Source organism: Paenibacillus vulneris, assembly GCF_039543185.1.
Taxonomy (GTDB): Bacteria; Bacillota; Bacilli; order Paenibacillales; family NBRC-103111; genus Paenibacillus_S; species Paenibacillus_S vulneris.
This window is the reverse complement of sequence record NZ_BAABJG010000015.1, coordinates 517,585-533,081: the sequence shown is the minus strand read 5'-3', so window position 1 is coordinate 533,081 and position 15,497 is coordinate 517,585. Positions and strand designations below refer to the sequence as shown.

General features: G+C 49.5%; 12 protein-coding genes. 10 read left to right on the top strand and 2 right to left on the bottom strand.

The genetic code is table 11. The annotated features are described in order from the left end of the window. Positions 1-4: 4 nt before the first annotated feature. Positions 5-1,210, bottom strand: a complete 1,206-nt coding sequence (locus tag ABEA66_RS15985) for a Ger(x)C family spore germination protein (RefSeq protein ID WP_345588801.1) — start codon at positions 1,208-1,210, stop codon at positions 5-7. Continuing rightward, the gene (locus ABEA66_RS15980) at positions 1,203-2,789 is read right to left on the bottom strand and encodes a spore germination protein (RefSeq protein ID WP_345588799.1); all 1,587 of its coding nucleotides are present in this window, start codon (positions 2,787-2,789) and stop codon (positions 1,203-1,205) included. Before ABEA66_RS15980 ends, ABEA66_RS15985 begins: the two co-directional genes overlap by 8 nt. 307 nt (positions 2,790-3,096) lie before the next feature. On the opposite strand from ABEA66_RS15980, the gene ABEA66_RS15975 reads away from it, so the two are divergent. From ABEA66_RS15975 to ABEA66_RS15930, 10 genes are all read left to right on the top strand, one after another. Further along, complete coding sequence (locus ABEA66_RS15975; protein ID WP_345588797.1) at positions 3,097-3,612, top strand: hypothetical protein; 516 nt, start codon at positions 3,097-3,099, stop codon at positions 3,610-3,612. 218 nt (positions 3,613-3,830) lie between these two features. Continuing rightward, positions 3,831-4,322, top strand: a complete 492-nt coding sequence (locus ABEA66_RS15970; RefSeq protein ID WP_345588795.1) for a hypothetical protein — start codon at positions 3,831-3,833, stop codon at positions 4,320-4,322. A gap of 209 nt (positions 4,323-4,531) precedes the next feature. Continuing rightward, positions 4,532-4,720, top strand: coding sequence for a hypothetical protein (locus ABEA66_RS15965; protein WP_345588793.1), 189 nt, complete (start codon positions 4,532-4,534; stop codon positions 4,718-4,720). Between the two features lie 155 nt (positions 4,721-4,875). Then, positions 4,876-5,532, top strand: a complete 657-nt coding sequence (locus tag ABEA66_RS15960; RefSeq protein ID WP_345588791.1) for an ArsR/SmtB family transcription factor — start codon at positions 4,876-4,878, stop codon at positions 5,530-5,532. 350 nt (positions 5,533-5,882) lie between these two features. Next, entirely contained in the window at positions 5,883-7,223 is a 1,341-nt protein-coding gene (locus ABEA66_RS15955; protein WP_345588789.1) for an MFS transporter, read from the top strand. A gap of 329 nt (positions 7,224-7,552) precedes the next feature. Next, positions 7,553-8,467: an ABC transporter permease gene (locus ABEA66_RS15950; RefSeq protein WP_345589312.1), complete on the top strand. Its 915-nt coding sequence runs from the start codon at positions 7,553-7,555 to the stop codon at positions 8,465-8,467. Between the two features lie 22 nt (positions 8,468-8,489). Further along, positions 8,490-9,374, top strand: a complete 885-nt coding sequence (locus tag ABEA66_RS15945; RefSeq protein WP_345588787.1) for a carbohydrate ABC transporter permease — start codon at positions 8,490-8,492, stop codon at positions 9,372-9,374. A gap of 55 nt (positions 9,375-9,429) precedes the next feature. Then, positions 9,430-10,950 carry an extracellular solute-binding protein gene (locus ABEA66_RS15940; protein ID WP_345588785.1) on the top strand — a complete coding sequence of 507 codons (1,521 nt, stop codon included), beginning with the start codon at positions 9,430-9,432 and terminating at the stop codon, positions 10,948-10,950. A gap of 130 nt (positions 10,951-11,080) precedes the next feature. Beyond that, positions 11,081-13,363 carry a helix-turn-helix domain-containing protein gene (locus ABEA66_RS15935; protein WP_345588784.1) on the top strand — a complete coding sequence of 761 codons (2,283 nt, stop codon included), beginning with the start codon at positions 11,081-11,083 and terminating at the stop codon, positions 13,361-13,363. 184 nt (positions 13,364-13,547) lie between these two features. Then, complete coding sequence (locus ABEA66_RS15930) at positions 13,548-15,497, top strand: S-layer homology domain-containing protein (protein WP_345588782.1); 1,950 nt, start codon at positions 13,548-13,550, stop codon at positions 15,495-15,497.

The window sequence follows — 15,497 nt, the reverse complement described above, 5'->3', positions numbered from 1 at the left end:
ATGATCAAGCCCCCGTGTCTTTAAGTGTTTGTATTCGGAGAGGATGCTTTTCCGTACCTAAATGCTTTATGAGAATTCGAGCCTGAATGTCAAACTTAACTTTTTTGGCATAAAGGTAACGCCATTGCGGTTCGATGGTCATCCATTTATTCGGATAATTCCAATCGATATATTGGCCGATTTGGAACGCATCCGAGCCTGCTTCTTGTGATTTTCTTATTGCCATAGACATGCGGTCCTGAACAAGAGTCGCAAGGTCGTGTTCAAGAACGGCCAGCTGCTTCGCGTCCAGAAAGTCGATATCAGATTCGGACGAGATGAGATCAGCGCTAGCTCTGCTTTGGATATTTATGGTGATTTGATCACCGGATAAAACCGGTTTTATCGATGTTCGATTATTTTTTACCATGAAGCTAACTTCCTTCCCGTCTATTGTGGAAGGAACCGTGATCTCAGAATCCCTTACCGTCTCCTGTACCCACATTGCTCCGCGCATTTCATTCGTATCCAATGTCCCTACCATCTTTCCAAGCTTGAAAATGGCAGCTCCATCGGTACCCATCCATTGCTGAGTTTTATTTTTTTCACTAGGCACGGTTTTCATCTCAAAGCTAAGCATTGGTATGAATAGATCTCCGCCCGAGTAGGTAGCCATGAGGGCATCCTTAACGGTCGCACGGACGGTGATATGCTGTTTGGCATAGGCCACCAGGATATCTACGGGAAAACGCTCGAATACAACAGGAACTGCCATCATTTTCTTAACCTTACCCTCTGTAATGAACATGCTGGCATTGATATGAAAGCGTGGCTCGCGGGCGATAAATTCTAATACGGGCAAAATCCCTTCTTTAGCCAGAGCATTCCCTATAACGACGATACTTGTTTGTCCGAACGTAATTTTTCTTGAAAGGTCCGATTGAATAAACCGATAGGCCTCCCCGATGTCACGCCCCGTTTTCGTAATATAGGTATAGGGTTTGCCAGTTTGCCCACCGGAACCGCCGGATTGTCCTGGAATGAGGCGATTAGGCAGGGGGAAGCAGAGAGTAACCTCAATTCCAGACTCGGATTTATCAAGCAGCATCATTTTCACGAAGGCCCGGTCATTGATTTCGATAGAATTCCAGCAGCCAGTTAGCAGTAATAAAGGGCATAGCGTAATCAACGTCCATAAAGTAACGTAAGCGGGAAATTTGGATTTAATCATTACTACCCTCCTCCGAATACGACCACTTTCGAGTAACCTTTCCTTGTCTCGTTTTATTCGGTGCAGCCTGCATCGGGCGTTTTTTCATGAGCCACCACGGAGCACGAACTAGAGTATCCTTCAGATCACTCGGGACGAAAGGGGCGATCGGGGATAAATACGGCATTCCGAAGGAACGCAGATTGATAAGGTGGATGTAAAGAAATAACATGCCGCAGGCAATTCCGAACAATCCAAAGAATCCGGCTAATATCATAATTGGAAATCGCAATAAACGAAAGGCCAGTCCCAGATCGTAGTGAGGACTGATGAATGAAGCAATGCCTGTTAAAGACACAATGATCACCATTGCCGCTGACACGATGCCTGCCTGTACAGCTGCAGTGCCAATAATAAGCGCTCCAATAATGGATACCGCCTGCCCGATGGATTTGGGGATACGAATGGCTGCTTCCCGCAGTGCCTCAAAAGAAATTTCCATAATAAAGGCTTCGATTAAGGCTGGAAACGGGACGATTTCTCTGGAAGACATGACGGTGACAAGCAATTTTGAAGGAATAATCTCCGGATGAAAGGTCGTAATTGCGATATAGGTAGACGGTAACAGCAGCGAAACGAACAGAAAAAAGTATCGGATCCATCGTATCCAGGTTGAAGCAATGAAGCGCTGGTAATAATCTTCAGAGGACTGCAGCAGCATCATCAAGGTAACCGGAGCGATAATCACAATCGGAGTCCCGTCGACAATAATAGCCACGCGCCCCTCAAGAAGTGCAGCAGCCGTAATATCCGGCCGTTCCGTATATTGCAGCTGCGGGAAAGGAGAGAAAGGAGTATCGTCCAAAAATTCCTCGATAGTGCTGCTTCCCAAAACGCTATCGATGTCAATTTTCGACAACCGATATTTCACTTCATCCAGTAAATCTTTCTTGCAGAGGCCGTCAATGTAACCAATTAACACCTTGGTCTGGGTTAACGTTCCAATCCGCAGGGTCTCCGTCTTAAATTTTGGCGTTCTCAAACGTTTGCGAATTAAGGTCAAGTTAATACTGGCATCTTCTATAAAAGCCTCTCGTGGTCCCCTGATACCGGATTCGTTGGGCGGCTCTTCAATAGCACGTTTTGAATACTTGGATAGAGGAAGTTCAATTATTCTTTGTTCACCGTCTATAATAAGAACGGCCTTGCTATCCAGAATAGACGATATCCCCTCCGAAAGCGTGAACAGGAATCGGTAGTCCGAAACCGACAATTGCTTACGGTCGAAGAGCTGCTTGCGGAATTCATCCGCATTCGCCGCATCCATACGAAGAACAATCTTAAGAACATCCTCCTGCAAAGTGGTTAAATCGATCATTCCGCGCAAATAAATAATGGTGCACGCCACCATCGGACCTGCAATAAAGTTGTGGTAAGCTACATCTGAATTGTCGATCAATTGCTGACGAATCCAAGTTAACCGTTCTTCAATCGGATAAGTATCGGCCTCGACAGGCTCAGGTTCAATTTGACCGTTGTTCATATCGTTTTCTTCGCGGTGCTCAGGGTTCTGTTTCATAAACCAATGGAAATAGGTCATATGTACCTCGCGCTGATGTATTATCGGTATTAACCAATTTTTCCATTTATCGTTATTTTAAACTAAACATAAATAATCAGGTGTCTAATATGAAAATGAACAATAAGCGCTGAACGAGAACGACCAAGGGTCAGGTTTGAGATTTTCAATAAGGTCATTTATTTATGTTGGTAAGGTATTTGGGAGCCGGCTATGGTAAAATCCTCATATAAGTAATAACCGTTTATTATATCACTGAAGAGAAGAAGCGGGGGAAATGGTATTGTAAAACTCATTCCTGCAAAATAATCGAGAAAGAGGCTGCCCGATGACAACCTATTGCAAACGTTGCGTCAGCGACGAGGCTTTGGCCGATGTCAGTTTATTTGCTATTGAGAACCGACGTGAATTGCACCCTTCTTATGGTACCTTGGACATGGTCTCCCTGTTATGTTCTCATATTACGCAAGGCCATCTGATTTACATCACGAATACTGACAATCAGGTGCTCGGAATGATGACTTACTATCATGGAACGCCTGAAAAACAATTCGAGGATAAGGAAATCGCCTTCGTAAACTTTGCCATTATGGACAAAGCATACCGGGGGACACGCCTCTTTGTTAAAGGACTGTATTACATGATTGAGCTGATTATCGAAGCCCATCCGGATGTACAGGAGCTCAGATTCAACGCTTTAACGGAAAATACATACTTATGCAGACTTTATTCCAAATTTTCGAGTGCCAGCCATACCCAGGAGGGTATCCTTGGAGAAGAGACCGTATTTTGTGCTAAAATTCACCATTTAAGGACTACCTTAACTCGATATATCAAGGTATAATTGAGTAAAGAATACATTTTTTTGACACGAAATGGAGGATAACACATGTTTTTGCCACCACCTAATATCGACAAGAAAACTGGCGGTAAATTGGGGAGATTCGCTATTCTCAATGACACCCTAAGAGCAGTTCCGCAAATCCAGCCACAACCACAACCGGCTAAGTAATGTTTTTTTTATGCCGGCCATGCACCACGGAACTGGATTTCGAGAGTTATGTGAAGTTTCTGCTCCGGCATCACGCCGATTTGAACTTGCCGTACGCATTTGCCGTAAAGCTCAGCTTTATAAGTAGTCCGCTCATTTTCGGTAAGGCGATGCTGATCCTCTCGGAAGAGGACTACGATGTGGTTGGAGCTGCCGGTTTCGTCTATGGAACCGGTCCCAACGGCTATGAGGATCGGCATATCTGTCAAGTGGAGGTCGCGTATCTGCGTCCGGAATATCGGCGTACGAGCTTGTTTATGCAAGGTCTGATGAATCTTCTAAGCGAGATAAAAGCGGGCAACCGGGATGTTGAGAAAATTCAGTTTTGGGTTACAGAGGGTCAATCGGAGGAGGAAAGGCTCTTCTCCAAATGGAATGTCTTACCGGGCTCAAAACGCTTTCTCGTGAACGGTCTGATGTGTCATCAGGTGCTTTTTCACGAGCTGGAGGACTATTGCCTCAGGTTCAAAAATCGCTTCCAGAGGATCGAAGGGACAACTTGAATTTCACTTATAGAAAGAAGGCACTGACTATACAGATCAGTGTCTTTTTGCTGTATATTTGGCCCGATAACGGCCAACATTTGCTATTTGCCGCAGCCGTTTGTGTAAAAAAATGCAAGATGACAACAATATGTAAGGGTATAGGCTTTTACACATTGTAGATCAATACAGATAGGATAGTACTTTCCATAAGAAAGGAGAAAAGTACAATGAAGCTACATGTAGTGATTGAAGGTAAAGAGTTTCCGATTCAATATGAGCATGCGGATAGATATGAATTAGTCGATTTTGCTCCCGACGGGGAAGAAGCCCGTTATCTCGTATTCAAGGATGACTGTATTCTTGGTAAGGACGGCAATCTGCATGCGGACGATTTCCAAATAGACGCCAAATATTAATCTATAAGGCTTCCGGTTTTTGGTAAACTAATGAGTTTATCGAAAATCGGTTTTTATTAGGTATGAATTAGGAATCCTATCGGGATTACTTGAATTTTAAAAATGAACATCTTATAATTCAAATATTCACTTGAATAATGATGGCGGTGGTACTAATGGAAGATGCTCAACTAGCACAAATATATAAAGAACAATTATTTTTACAATATGCCCGAATTGGGAAATGCCTTTCCAGTGAGAGAAGACTCGAAATTTTGAGTTTATTATCCAATGGTTCAAAATCGGTAGAAACGATAGCTCATCAATCTGGAATGAACCTTGCCAATGTATCTCGTCATCTTCAAATTTTGCTGGATGCTAATCTGGTGAGATTTACAAAAAAAGGGACTTATGTTATTTACTCTTTGGCAAATCCCATGGTCACAGAGTTTTTGACGTCTTTATGGAAAATCTCCGAACATCAGCTTTCGGACGTTCCCCGTCTCAAGCAAAATATATATCAGCATTACAATAACGTTCGTACAATATCCAAGAAGGAAGTATTGGAGAAGATGAAATCGGGCAATTTCCTTATATTGGATGTTCGTCCTAAAGACGAGTACGAGACGGAGCATATTGAAGGAGCAGTTTCTGTTCCAATGGAAGAACTTGACGATTATCTTCAAAATTTGCCAAAAGATGCCGAAATTGCAGCCTATTGCCGAGGACCGTATTGTGTATTCACCACGCAAGCCGTTGAGCAGATGCAGAAAAAGGGATTCAAGGCCTATCGCATTGAAGAAGGCGTACATGAATGGCAGACAAGTTCATAGTTTTTTTAGAAAGGCGCAGCAATTAGGTTGCGTTTTTTATATGTCCACATTTCAAGTTATGGAAAGGTTTTCATAACTTTTTAGAACAGTACTCATTATATAGTATTCAATTATACAATTGAATACTATACCTTTTTATTCTATACTAAGGGAGTTCCATAACCGGACTGTAGGAGGAGGAATGATGCAATGAAAATGATGAAAGCTATGCAAATTCCGGCCAAGGTGAAAAATTGAAGCTGGTCGAAATCCCGGTGCCTCAACCTGGAGAAGGGCAAGTGCTTCTACGTGTAGAAGCATACGGGGTATGTCATGGGGACTCGGTAAGCAGTTAACTAAGGAGAAAACAAATGCCAGAAGGTAATTTACCGCTTGAAGATAAGATAAAAAGTCTTCCGGAGACGCTAAGGGAATACGCAGCCTCTCCCGAGAAGCAGTATCAGTTGTACAAGAGAACCATGAGAATCGTCATTGCTTCTCAAATTTTTGGCGGTGCAGGTTTGGCTGCGGGAATCACGGTTGGCGCACTGCTTGCCCAAGAGATGCTCGGCGTGGACGGGTATGCGGGAGTTCCTTCCGCGTTGTTTACGCTAGGTTCCGCTGCCGCAGCGCTTTTAGTCGGCCGGCTTTCCCAGCGTATGGGCCGCAGGGTGGGGCTTGCCGCCGGTTTTTTGACAGGGGGGATTGGAGCATTAGGTGTCGTTCTCGCAGCAATTCTCCATAATGTGCCGCTGCTCTTCATTTCTTTGTTAGTCTATGGTGCCGGTACAGCGACCAACTTGCAGGCTCGTTATGCCGGTACGGATTTGGCGCCGGCTACCCAACGGGCCAAAGCAATTAGTGCCGCCATGGTCTTCACGACCTTTGGTGCGGTGGCCGGGCCGAATCTGGTCAATGTCACTGGCAAGGTAGCGTCATCCATGGGAGCTCCTGCTTTAACGGGTCCGTTTATGCTGGGTGCCGCGGCTTATATTTTGGCCGGGCTGGTTCTTCTCTTGTTTCTCCGCCCCGATCCCCTTGTGGTCGCCAAGGCCATTGCAGATGTAGAGCGGCTTAAGGCTGCGCAAGGCAGCGGAGCAAGCAGGCATGAGGCAGAGCCGCGTGTCCATAAGCCGGGGATTATAGTGGGGGCAACCGTAATGGTGCTTACCCAAATCGTTATGATTGCCATTATGACGATGACGCCGGTTCACATGAAGCATCACGGCCATGGTCTTGGCGAGGTGGGTATCGTCATAGGCATTCACGTTGCTGCGATGTATTTGCCTTCCCTCGTTACCGGCGTGCTCGTCGATAAATTCGGGCGCACGATGATGTCCTATGCCTCCGGTGTCACCTTGCTATTGGCAGGCTTAGTGGCTGCTTTTGCACCTGGTGATTCGATGGTTCTGCTCATTCTGGCGCTGGCTCTGCTTGGTTTAGGCTGGAATTTTGGTTTAATTAGCGGGACAGCGGCCATCGTCGATGCGACGCCGCCGCAAATCCGGGCGAAGACGCAAGGCACTATTGATGTGCTAATCGCTTTGGCTGGTGCCTCCGGAGGCGCGTTGTCCGGTATGGTTGTAGCCCAATCCAGCTACTCCACACTCTCTTTGATCGGAGGGATCCTATCCTTACTGCTTATTCCGGTTGTCGTCTGGTCACGTAAGAAGAGGAATGCAGACTCTAGCAGAAGAACAGAAAGCATGTAGATTCTAAAACATGTTGAGGCTAGGAGCCGAGGAATCCGCATTCGATCCATGAATCAAAAAATGACTATTTCCCCTCTTATAATGACAATCAAGCCTTGTAAGCCGCTGCTGCAAGGCTTTTTTCGTGTTTTTGCAATTACGTACCGGAATGACTATGGACGGCAATGAAAGCATTACCCTATGATGCAGAGGTGACAGCAAGACTTGGTTCACCGGTGAATCAACTCTGCAGCTTAGTGGAGAGCATCCACGGCATAATCCATTGAAAGAAAGGAAGGGGCGTTATGACCACGGAATCGGCCGCAGCGGCCATCAAGGTATCAGGCGATATGTTATACCGCAAGCAGCGCATTCGACGTATGCTGCGCAATCGCTGGCTTTACCTGATGCTGCTTCCCGGCATCTTTTATTTTCTTATTTTCAAGTACATTCCAATGTACGGGGTATTAATCGCATTCAAAAATTATCAGCCGTTTCTCGGTTTCTGGGATAGCGAATGGGTAGGGATGAAGCATTTCAACCGGTTTTTCGGAGATCCTCTCTTTTGGAGATTGCTTAAGAACACATTTGTCCTGGCGATTTACAATATCGTCTTTTTCTTCCCGCTGCCTATTGTGATCGCGCTAATGCTGAATGAGCTGCGCCTGGAGCTGTTCAAACGGATGATCCAGACGGTCGTGTATATTCCCCACTTCATGTCGTGGGTCGTCATCGTATCCATCGTCTACTTGTTCTTTACGACCGAAGGCGGACTTGTGAATGAAGCGTTGAAGTCGCTCGGAGCCGAGAAGATCAACTTTCTGCTCAGCGCCGACTGGTTCCGGACGTTTATCACCGCAGAGGTGATCTGGAAGGAGACTGGCTGGGGCACGATCATATTCCTTGCGGCCCTGGCTGGCGTAGACCCGCAGTTATATGAAGCGGCCCGGATCGATGGGGCGAACCGGCTTCAGCAGCTTCGTCACATTACGGTACCTGCGATTCGTTCCACGATTGTCATTCTGCTTATTTTGCGGCTAGGACACTTTCTCGACACCGGCTTCGAGCAGATATGGCTGATGCTCAATGCGATGAACCGCGAGGTCGGCGAGGTATTTGATACGTACGTGTACTCGACGGGCATCACGGAAGGGCAGTACAGCTACAGTACGGCCGTCGGCCTGTTCAAATCGATCGTCGGTCTGGTGCTGGTCGCAGCCTCTAATTTTATCGCCAAGAAAATGGGCGAGGAAGGGGTCGTATAACACATGGAGAGGAAGGGTAGGCATGGTTAAAGACCGCACCTTCGGCAGCCGGTTATTCGATACGGTGAATGTCACCGTCCTGGTTTTGTTTGCTCTTGTTACATTCATTCCATTCATCTATATTATCGCCGGGTCGTTCGAGACCCAGAAGGAGCTTCTGGAGCGGGGATTCATCCTGTTTCCGACCGAGTTTACACTGAGCTCCTACGAATACATCTTTTCCACCGGGACGCTGCTCAAAAGCTTGGGAATAACCGTCTATATTACATTGGCCGGCACGCTCATCAATATTTTCATGACCTGCTTAATGGCGTATCCATTAGCACGCAAAGATCTGGATTACCGGACGCCGATTCAAATGGCCGTGATCTTTACGATGCTGTTCAGCGGTGGGATGATCCCGACGTTCCTTGTCGTCAAGCAGCTGGGCATGATCGATACCTACTGGTCTCTGTTAATACCCGGTGCGATAAGCGCCTTCAATCTGATTATTCTTCGTAATTTTTTTCAGCAGCTGCCCGACGGTCTTGAAGAATCGGCCAAAATAGACGGCTGCAACGATCTCGGCATCCTGTTTCGAATCGTCATTCCGTTGTCGCTGCCGGCGATTGCTACGTTTTCCCTGTTTTATGCCGTGGGGCATTGGAACACATTTTTCAGCGCGGTGCTCTACATCAATGATGCAGCCAAATGGCCGATTCAGGTGCTGCTGCGCCAGATCGTCATCATGGCGGATGGCGGCGGGTTGGGTGATTCGACCTCGCTCGCTTCGGACTTCGTTCAACCGCCGGAGCAAAGCATCAAAATGGCGGTGATTGTCGTCTCGACGCTGCCGATTCTCTTGGTTTATCCGTTCCTGCAAAAGCACTTTGCCAAAGGCGTGCTGCTAGGTTCCGTCAAAGGATAAACGGTTTACTCCGTTTGCCGATATCGATATGATGAAATAAGGGGAGGAAGTTTCAATGAAACAACAATTACACAAATCTATGCTTATGGCGTCCGTGCTGACGCTGACGGCTGGTGCTGCTGCTGGCTGCGGCGGCACTAAGGCAACTGATGGGGGAGGACAGCCGGCTGCAGCCGGCGATGCTGCGAAGACAGCTGCACCATATAAAATGTCGATTATGCTGCCAAGCTTCAATCCGGAGCCGATGTCTACCGACGGAGAAATTTTCAAAAAAATTCAATCGGCAACGAACACCGAGCTGAAGCTCAACTGGGTGCCATCCGCTACCTATTCGGATAAACTGAGCGCTACCGTAGCCTCCGGCGAGCTGCCGAATGTTATCACGGTATTAAATCAAAAAGCGCCGTTCATCGTCAACTCCGTACGATCCGGGATGTTTTGGGAGCTCGGACCCTACCTGAAGGATTACAAAAATTTAAGCCGCATGAATCCGATCGCCTTGAACGCGATTTCCATTGACGGCAAAGTATACGGGATTTACCGCGAACGGGATCTGGCGAGGGACGGGCTGACACTCCGCAAGGATTGGCTCGACAATCTCGGCTTGAAGGAGCCGAAGACGATTGATGAATTTTACAACGTTTTGAAGGCGTTTACGTATAATGATCCGGACAAAAATGGCAAAAACGACACCATCGGCCTCGTCGAGCAGCAGGAGCCTGCAGGCTGGAGAACTATGCTGGCGTGGCACGGTGGCCCTGCCGACTGGGAAGTGAAGGACGGCAAGCTGAGTCCGGCCCACCTGTCCCCGGCTTACTTGGAAACGATGAAGTTTTATAAGAAGCTGTATGATGAAAAGCTGATGAACCTGGATTTCGCCGTGGTGAAGGACGGGCGTCAGGTGATGAATAAAGGGACGGCGGGAGCATGGGTCGCCAACTTGAATGATGCCAATGGCATCGAGGAGCAGGCGAAGAAGGTTGATCCTAAGGCCGAGATGACCCTGATCGGTGCTCTGGAGGGGCCTAAGGGCTTGCGCAGCATCGCCGGGACGGGATCTTACGGAATCTTCATGATTCCGAAGACATCGGTTAAAACGGAAGCCGAGGTGAAGGCCATCCTGAACTATTTCGACAAGCTGTCGGATAAAGACATGCAGAATATGCTGTACAACGGCATTGAAGGACGCCAATACACGGTGGAGAACGGTCAGTACAAGAAAACTACCGATCCCAAAATGCTGGTCGAATACGGTATGGGCGATTCCTCCCAGCTGGCGGTGCTGAGAGACCAGGTCACGACCTTCGGCTCCCCGCTCGTGCACCTGCGTGACAAGGTATGGCAGGAGAACGCAAAACGGGCGATTGAAAATCCGGTGAACGCTTTTATCTCGGCTACCTACAGCGAGAAGGGTAAGGAGCTGGATAAGCTGATTGATGATGCGCGCACAAAGTTTATCATGGGCTCTATCGATGAGAATGGCTGGAACAAAGCGGTGGAGCAGTGGAAGCAAAATGGCGGAAGCAAGATCATGGAGGAATACACCGCCGAGTATAACAAGAGCGCAAAGAAGTAACCATTCATGACCAGCAAAGCCGTGTAGCGGGAGGTCTGTGATTTTTTCCCTCGGCGCTGACCTCTTTTTTGCTATACTAAGGGCATTAAAGACTTAGTACATTGACGTTCCGAAGGAGAAGACATCAGGCATGAGGACACATTCCTATTTCCGCAAATTGATATTGCTAACGCTTGCAGTGGGGGCTTTTCCAGTTCTCATCCTGGGCTGGTATTCCTATAACTATTCATCCCAGACGGTGCTGGAAAAGGTAAACGAAAGCAACGCGCAAATATTGCGGCAGACACAGCTTCGGGTGGAGCAGACGTTAAAGACGATCGATTATTCCGCCTCCCAGCTGCTTAATACTCCTCTCGTCACGGCGGCTATTGGTAAGCGGCTTACAGCAGCGGATTCGGAAATGATTACCGACGTCTATGACAGTCTTATCGGCATCCAAACGTTTGAGCTAGGGATTAAGGACGTTCTCTTGTACAGCTTGGAAAAGGATTGGATCATCAGTAATTCCGGGATCGACGAGCATAGCCAGCCCGGGATGAAGGGTCTTCTGAAGGAGTTTGCAGCCATGCCGCAAGGCTCCCGGTGGGTCAGTATGGATCTGACCGGGCAGTACAATACTGATCAGGAACCGCTGACGGCTGCAAGCAAACAGACTATAATGATTGTAAAAAAGTGGCCCATCAATTCCTTGCATCCGCAAGGAATGATGGCCGTCATGCTGTCTGCCAAGGAGGCGAATCGTTTTATCGATCTTGAGGACAGCAACGGACAAATCATGATCGTCGACGAGAACAGCCGCATCATAGCCCATAGTGATGATAGCTGGGTAGGCAGGGATGTATCACAGGAAAACTTTATTCGCTCCATTGCAGACTCGAAGGAGCCTACAGGATTGCTGCAGTCCGCCATAGGGGACGAGGATATGTCTGTCTCTTATCGCAAATCCGCATATAACGGCTGGATATATATTGCGGTGCTGCCGATTCACGAAATGACGAAGCAGGCGCAGAGCATCGCTTGGACATCCCTGTGGGTCAGCATTCTCGCGTTGGGCATCTCGGTGCTCATCGCTGTTCTAGGCACACGCAGCGTGTACAGCCCGGTCCGCCGTATTTACCGCGTTCTTGCAGATCACCGGGCGACTCGGGAAGGTAAGGACGAATTCGGAGTCATTGCCGATGGGATTCAATCGCTGCTGTCCAATCAATCGAAGCTGCAGTTTCAGCTGGAGGGCCAGCAGGAGCATATGACGGAGCTGCTTGTCCGCAAAATGCTGACAGGCGAGGAAAAGACCGCGACGCTGCAGGAAAGGCTACACTATTACGGCCACACGTACGACTGGGAGAAGAAACGGGTACTTTTGTTCCAGATCGACGATCTGGAGAAGAGCCGTTTCGAGGAGAAGGACCGTGACTTGCTGTTGTATGCGATGAGCAACATAGTCTCCGAGCTCGTACCGGGGGAGGAGCGTCTCGTCCCGATTATTTACCGGGACGCGGTTGTACTGATCATCGGTAAGCAATCGGGGACGGACGATGCGTTCAAGGAGCGGTTGTTCCGCATAGCCGAATCCATTCAAGATGCGGTGAAACGGTACATGTCTATCGAAGCGAGCGTAGGTATCAGCCGGGGCTTTGAGGAATGGGCCGGGGCCGAGCAGGGCTACGAAGAATGTGCAGCAGCACTGAAATACCGCCTCCAGCTCGGGAGGGAGGCTGTCCTGTTCATCGAGGACGTGCAGCCTGACATAAGCAATGAGCCAACGTATCCGAAGGAAGCGGCGGCGCGGGTGCTGGATGCGATTCAGTCGTTAGACCGGGAACGGGCGGGGGAGGCCTTGGCAGGATTTATGGAGAGCGTTTCCAGCCAGGGAGGTCATCCGAACGACTACCAGCTGGCTTTAGTCCGGCTATTCGTAGAATTGATCCGTCTCCTGCAAGATGCCGGCGTCTCGATCTATTCGCTTACCCGCAATGAACGTTCGCTGTTTGATGAGCTGATTCAGCTGCAAACGGTAAGGGATATCGAGTCGTGGTTCAACGGGCAGCTTGTCGAACCGGGAATCGCGCTGCTCGAGCAGCGGCGGGAGAAGCAGTTCCGCACGATTTCCGAAGAGGTCAAGCAACTGATCGCCGAAGAGTTCGATACCGATCTGACGCTGGAAAAGTGCGCCGCCCGAATCAATTATCATCCGCAATATATTAGCCGTGTGTTTCGCCAGGAAACTGGCATCAACTATGTGGATTATTTGGCCCAGTATCGGCTGGACGTCGCCAAGCGCTGGCTGAGAGAGACCGATATGACGGTCACGGAAATCGCCGAGAAGCTGAAATATAATAATCCGGCCAACTTTATCCGGTACTTCCGTAAAATGGAGGGAATGACTCCTGGACAGTTCAGGGGTAAGGCTTAACAGGAGCAGGCAGGGAGTGTTCCAATAAGCGCTTTGCTCTCCATAGTGCGGTATTGCCTGCAAATTCATGCTCAGGCTAGCGTCAGGCAATGATTGATCGTTGTCTGATGCGGCTGGCATGATGGCTGCAGCCTCAATACATATAAATAACCCATTATTACAATGCGAAAAGAGGGAATGAACTGTGAGGAGAGGCAGATTTAGTATCGCCTATTGGCTGCTTGTTCTCGTCCTGCTGGTTTCGCCAGTCACCGCCTATGCGGAGCCGTCAGGCACCATACTGGCACCGATCGGCGAGCGAAAGCAGGGTGAAGCCTTCACCATTCAAGGAACGACCGGCTTGCCTGAATTGATCGTTCAGATCCTGAGGCCGAATCAAACGATTCTGGAAATGGATCAGCTTACTAAGGAGCAGTTTCTATTCGGTAAAACGGTTACGCTTCCCGCTGACGCTCCGGTGGGCGTCTATACGGTGAAAGCGGGAGCGGGCAGCGAGGCTGCCGTAAGGGATTTCAATGCGGTTGCCAGGAATGGCGATGGAGAGCCGGGTACGGAGCCGGGGACTGAACCCGAACCGCAGCCTGCATTAGAGTTAAGCGCGATCAGCTCAGTCGAAGCAGGTGGCGCGATGCGTATTCTAGGCACGACCAATCAGCTTGCCTTACTGTGGAGAGTGTTAGCTCCGGATGGGACGCTGCTCCATGAGCAAGCAATAACTGGAAGCGAGCTGGAGCAGGGCTATGTCTACACGATTCCTGCGGATGCCGTAAGCGGCGTGTATACGCTCAAGGTTGGCAACAACCGAGTGTCGAGGCAGTTTACGTTTCAGGTGACGCGAAACGATACCGGAACGCCAGGAGGCCGACCTCCGGGCGGAAGCGGCCGCAATCACAGCAGCCGAGGCAGCGCGGTTATTTCGGCACCGGTGAAGCCGGAACCGCAGCAGGACGGCTCGGTTGCGCTCCTGCTTCAGCCCCAAGGGCCGCCAGATACAGCGGGAATGGTTCAAGTTATCCTCACGCAGGAGATCATTGACCAAGCCATGGCAGAGCTCCAGGCAGGAGCCTTGAAGCTGCGCATCGAGGCTGCGCCAAAGGATGGCGCGACGGCTTATGCCTTTCAATTACCCGCAGGCGTCCTGCTTGAAAATAGCAAAAACCTGCAATTCGAGCTGCTCACCGAATTGGCCAGTGTATCGTTTCGGGCCAGCCTGTTCGCACAGAGCCTAACGGCCGAAGCTCAGACCGCTTCTATAACAGTAGGAGAAGCTCAAATGAATGCGCTTTCCCAAGGAGTGGCGGCAGCCATTGGCACACGCCCGGCGGTCATGGTGCAGGCGGCGCTGGATGGGCAGGCGATCAATTGGCCGAGGCTTGATTCGCCGGTCGTCGCCATTCCGTATACCCCATCGGCAGCTGAGCTGGCCGTTCCGGATGGAATCACGGTTTGGTCTATCGACCGCTCAGGCAATCCGTACCCGGTACCTAGCGGTCATTATGATAGCTCCAGCGGCAAAGTGATCTTCCGTGCGGCACATCCTGGTCATTATGCCGTCGTTTATGTGACAATGACGTTCACTGACCTAGCGGACTATGCTTGGGCGGAGAAGCCGATTCGGGCGCTCGCAGCTAAGGGCATCCTGACGGGCATTTCTCCGGAAACATTCGCCCCGGAAGCTCCAATCAAGCGCGCTGACTTCGTGCTGCTGCTGAGCCGCACGCTGGAGCTGTCAGCATCTTTCGAGGACAACTTCGACGACGTGCGTCCCGGAGCCTATTATTACGACGCGTTGGGCGCTGCTCGAGCACTTGGCGTCACCGACGGAGCTGGCAATAACCGTTTCCAGCCGGAACGCTTGATTTCCAGGCAGGAAATGATGACGCTTACAGAACGGGCGCTGCATACGGCAGGACTGCTTGCCGAAAGCAGGGGGACTGATACCCGCTCTGAACTGGAAGCATTTGCAGACGCCTCGCGGGTAGCGGACTACGCCGCATCCAGCGTTGCGGCTTTGATTCGTGAAGGGTTGATCGAGGGCAGCGGAGGCTCGCTCCGCCCACAGGATAACACCAGCCGTGCGGAGACGGCTGTCATGCTGTACCGCATAGTACAACACATCGCAGGAGGGATGTAA

Bases quoted from the DNA above. Each gene is read 5' to 3' on its own strand.
- ABEA66_RS15985 (WP_345588801.1), bottom strand. From the start codon at position 1,210: ATGATTAAATCCAAATTTCCCGCTTACGTTACTTTATGGACGTTGATT.
- ABEA66_RS15980 (WP_345588799.1), bottom strand. From the start codon at position 2,789: ATGACCTATTTCCATTGGTTTATGAAACAGAACCCTGAGCACCGCGAA.
- ABEA66_RS15975 (WP_345588797.1), top strand. From the start codon at position 3,097: ATGACAACCTATTGCAAACGTTGCGTCAGCGACGAGGCTTTGGCCGAT.
- ABEA66_RS15965 (WP_345588793.1), top strand. From the start codon at position 4,532: ATGAAGCTACATGTAGTGATTGAAGGTAAAGAGTTTCCGATTCAATAT.
- ABEA66_RS15960 (WP_345588791.1), top strand. From the start codon at position 4,876: ATGGAAGATGCTCAACTAGCACAAATATATAAAGAACAATTATTTTTA.
- ABEA66_RS15955 (WP_345588789.1), top strand. From the start codon at position 5,883: ATGCCAGAAGGTAATTTACCGCTTGAAGATAAGATAAAAAGTCTTCCG.
- ABEA66_RS15950 (WP_345589312.1), top strand. From the start codon at position 7,553: ATGTTATACCGCAAGCAGCGCATTCGACGTATGCTGCGCAATCGCTGG.
- ABEA66_RS15945 (WP_345588787.1), top strand. From the start codon at position 8,490: ATGGTTAAAGACCGCACCTTCGGCAGCCGGTTATTCGATACGGTGAAT.
- ABEA66_RS15940 (WP_345588785.1), top strand. From the start codon at position 9,430: ATGAAACAACAATTACACAAATCTATGCTTATGGCGTCCGTGCTGACG.
- ABEA66_RS15935 (WP_345588784.1), top strand. From the start codon at position 11,081: ATGAGGACACATTCCTATTTCCGCAAATTGATATTGCTAACGCTTGCA.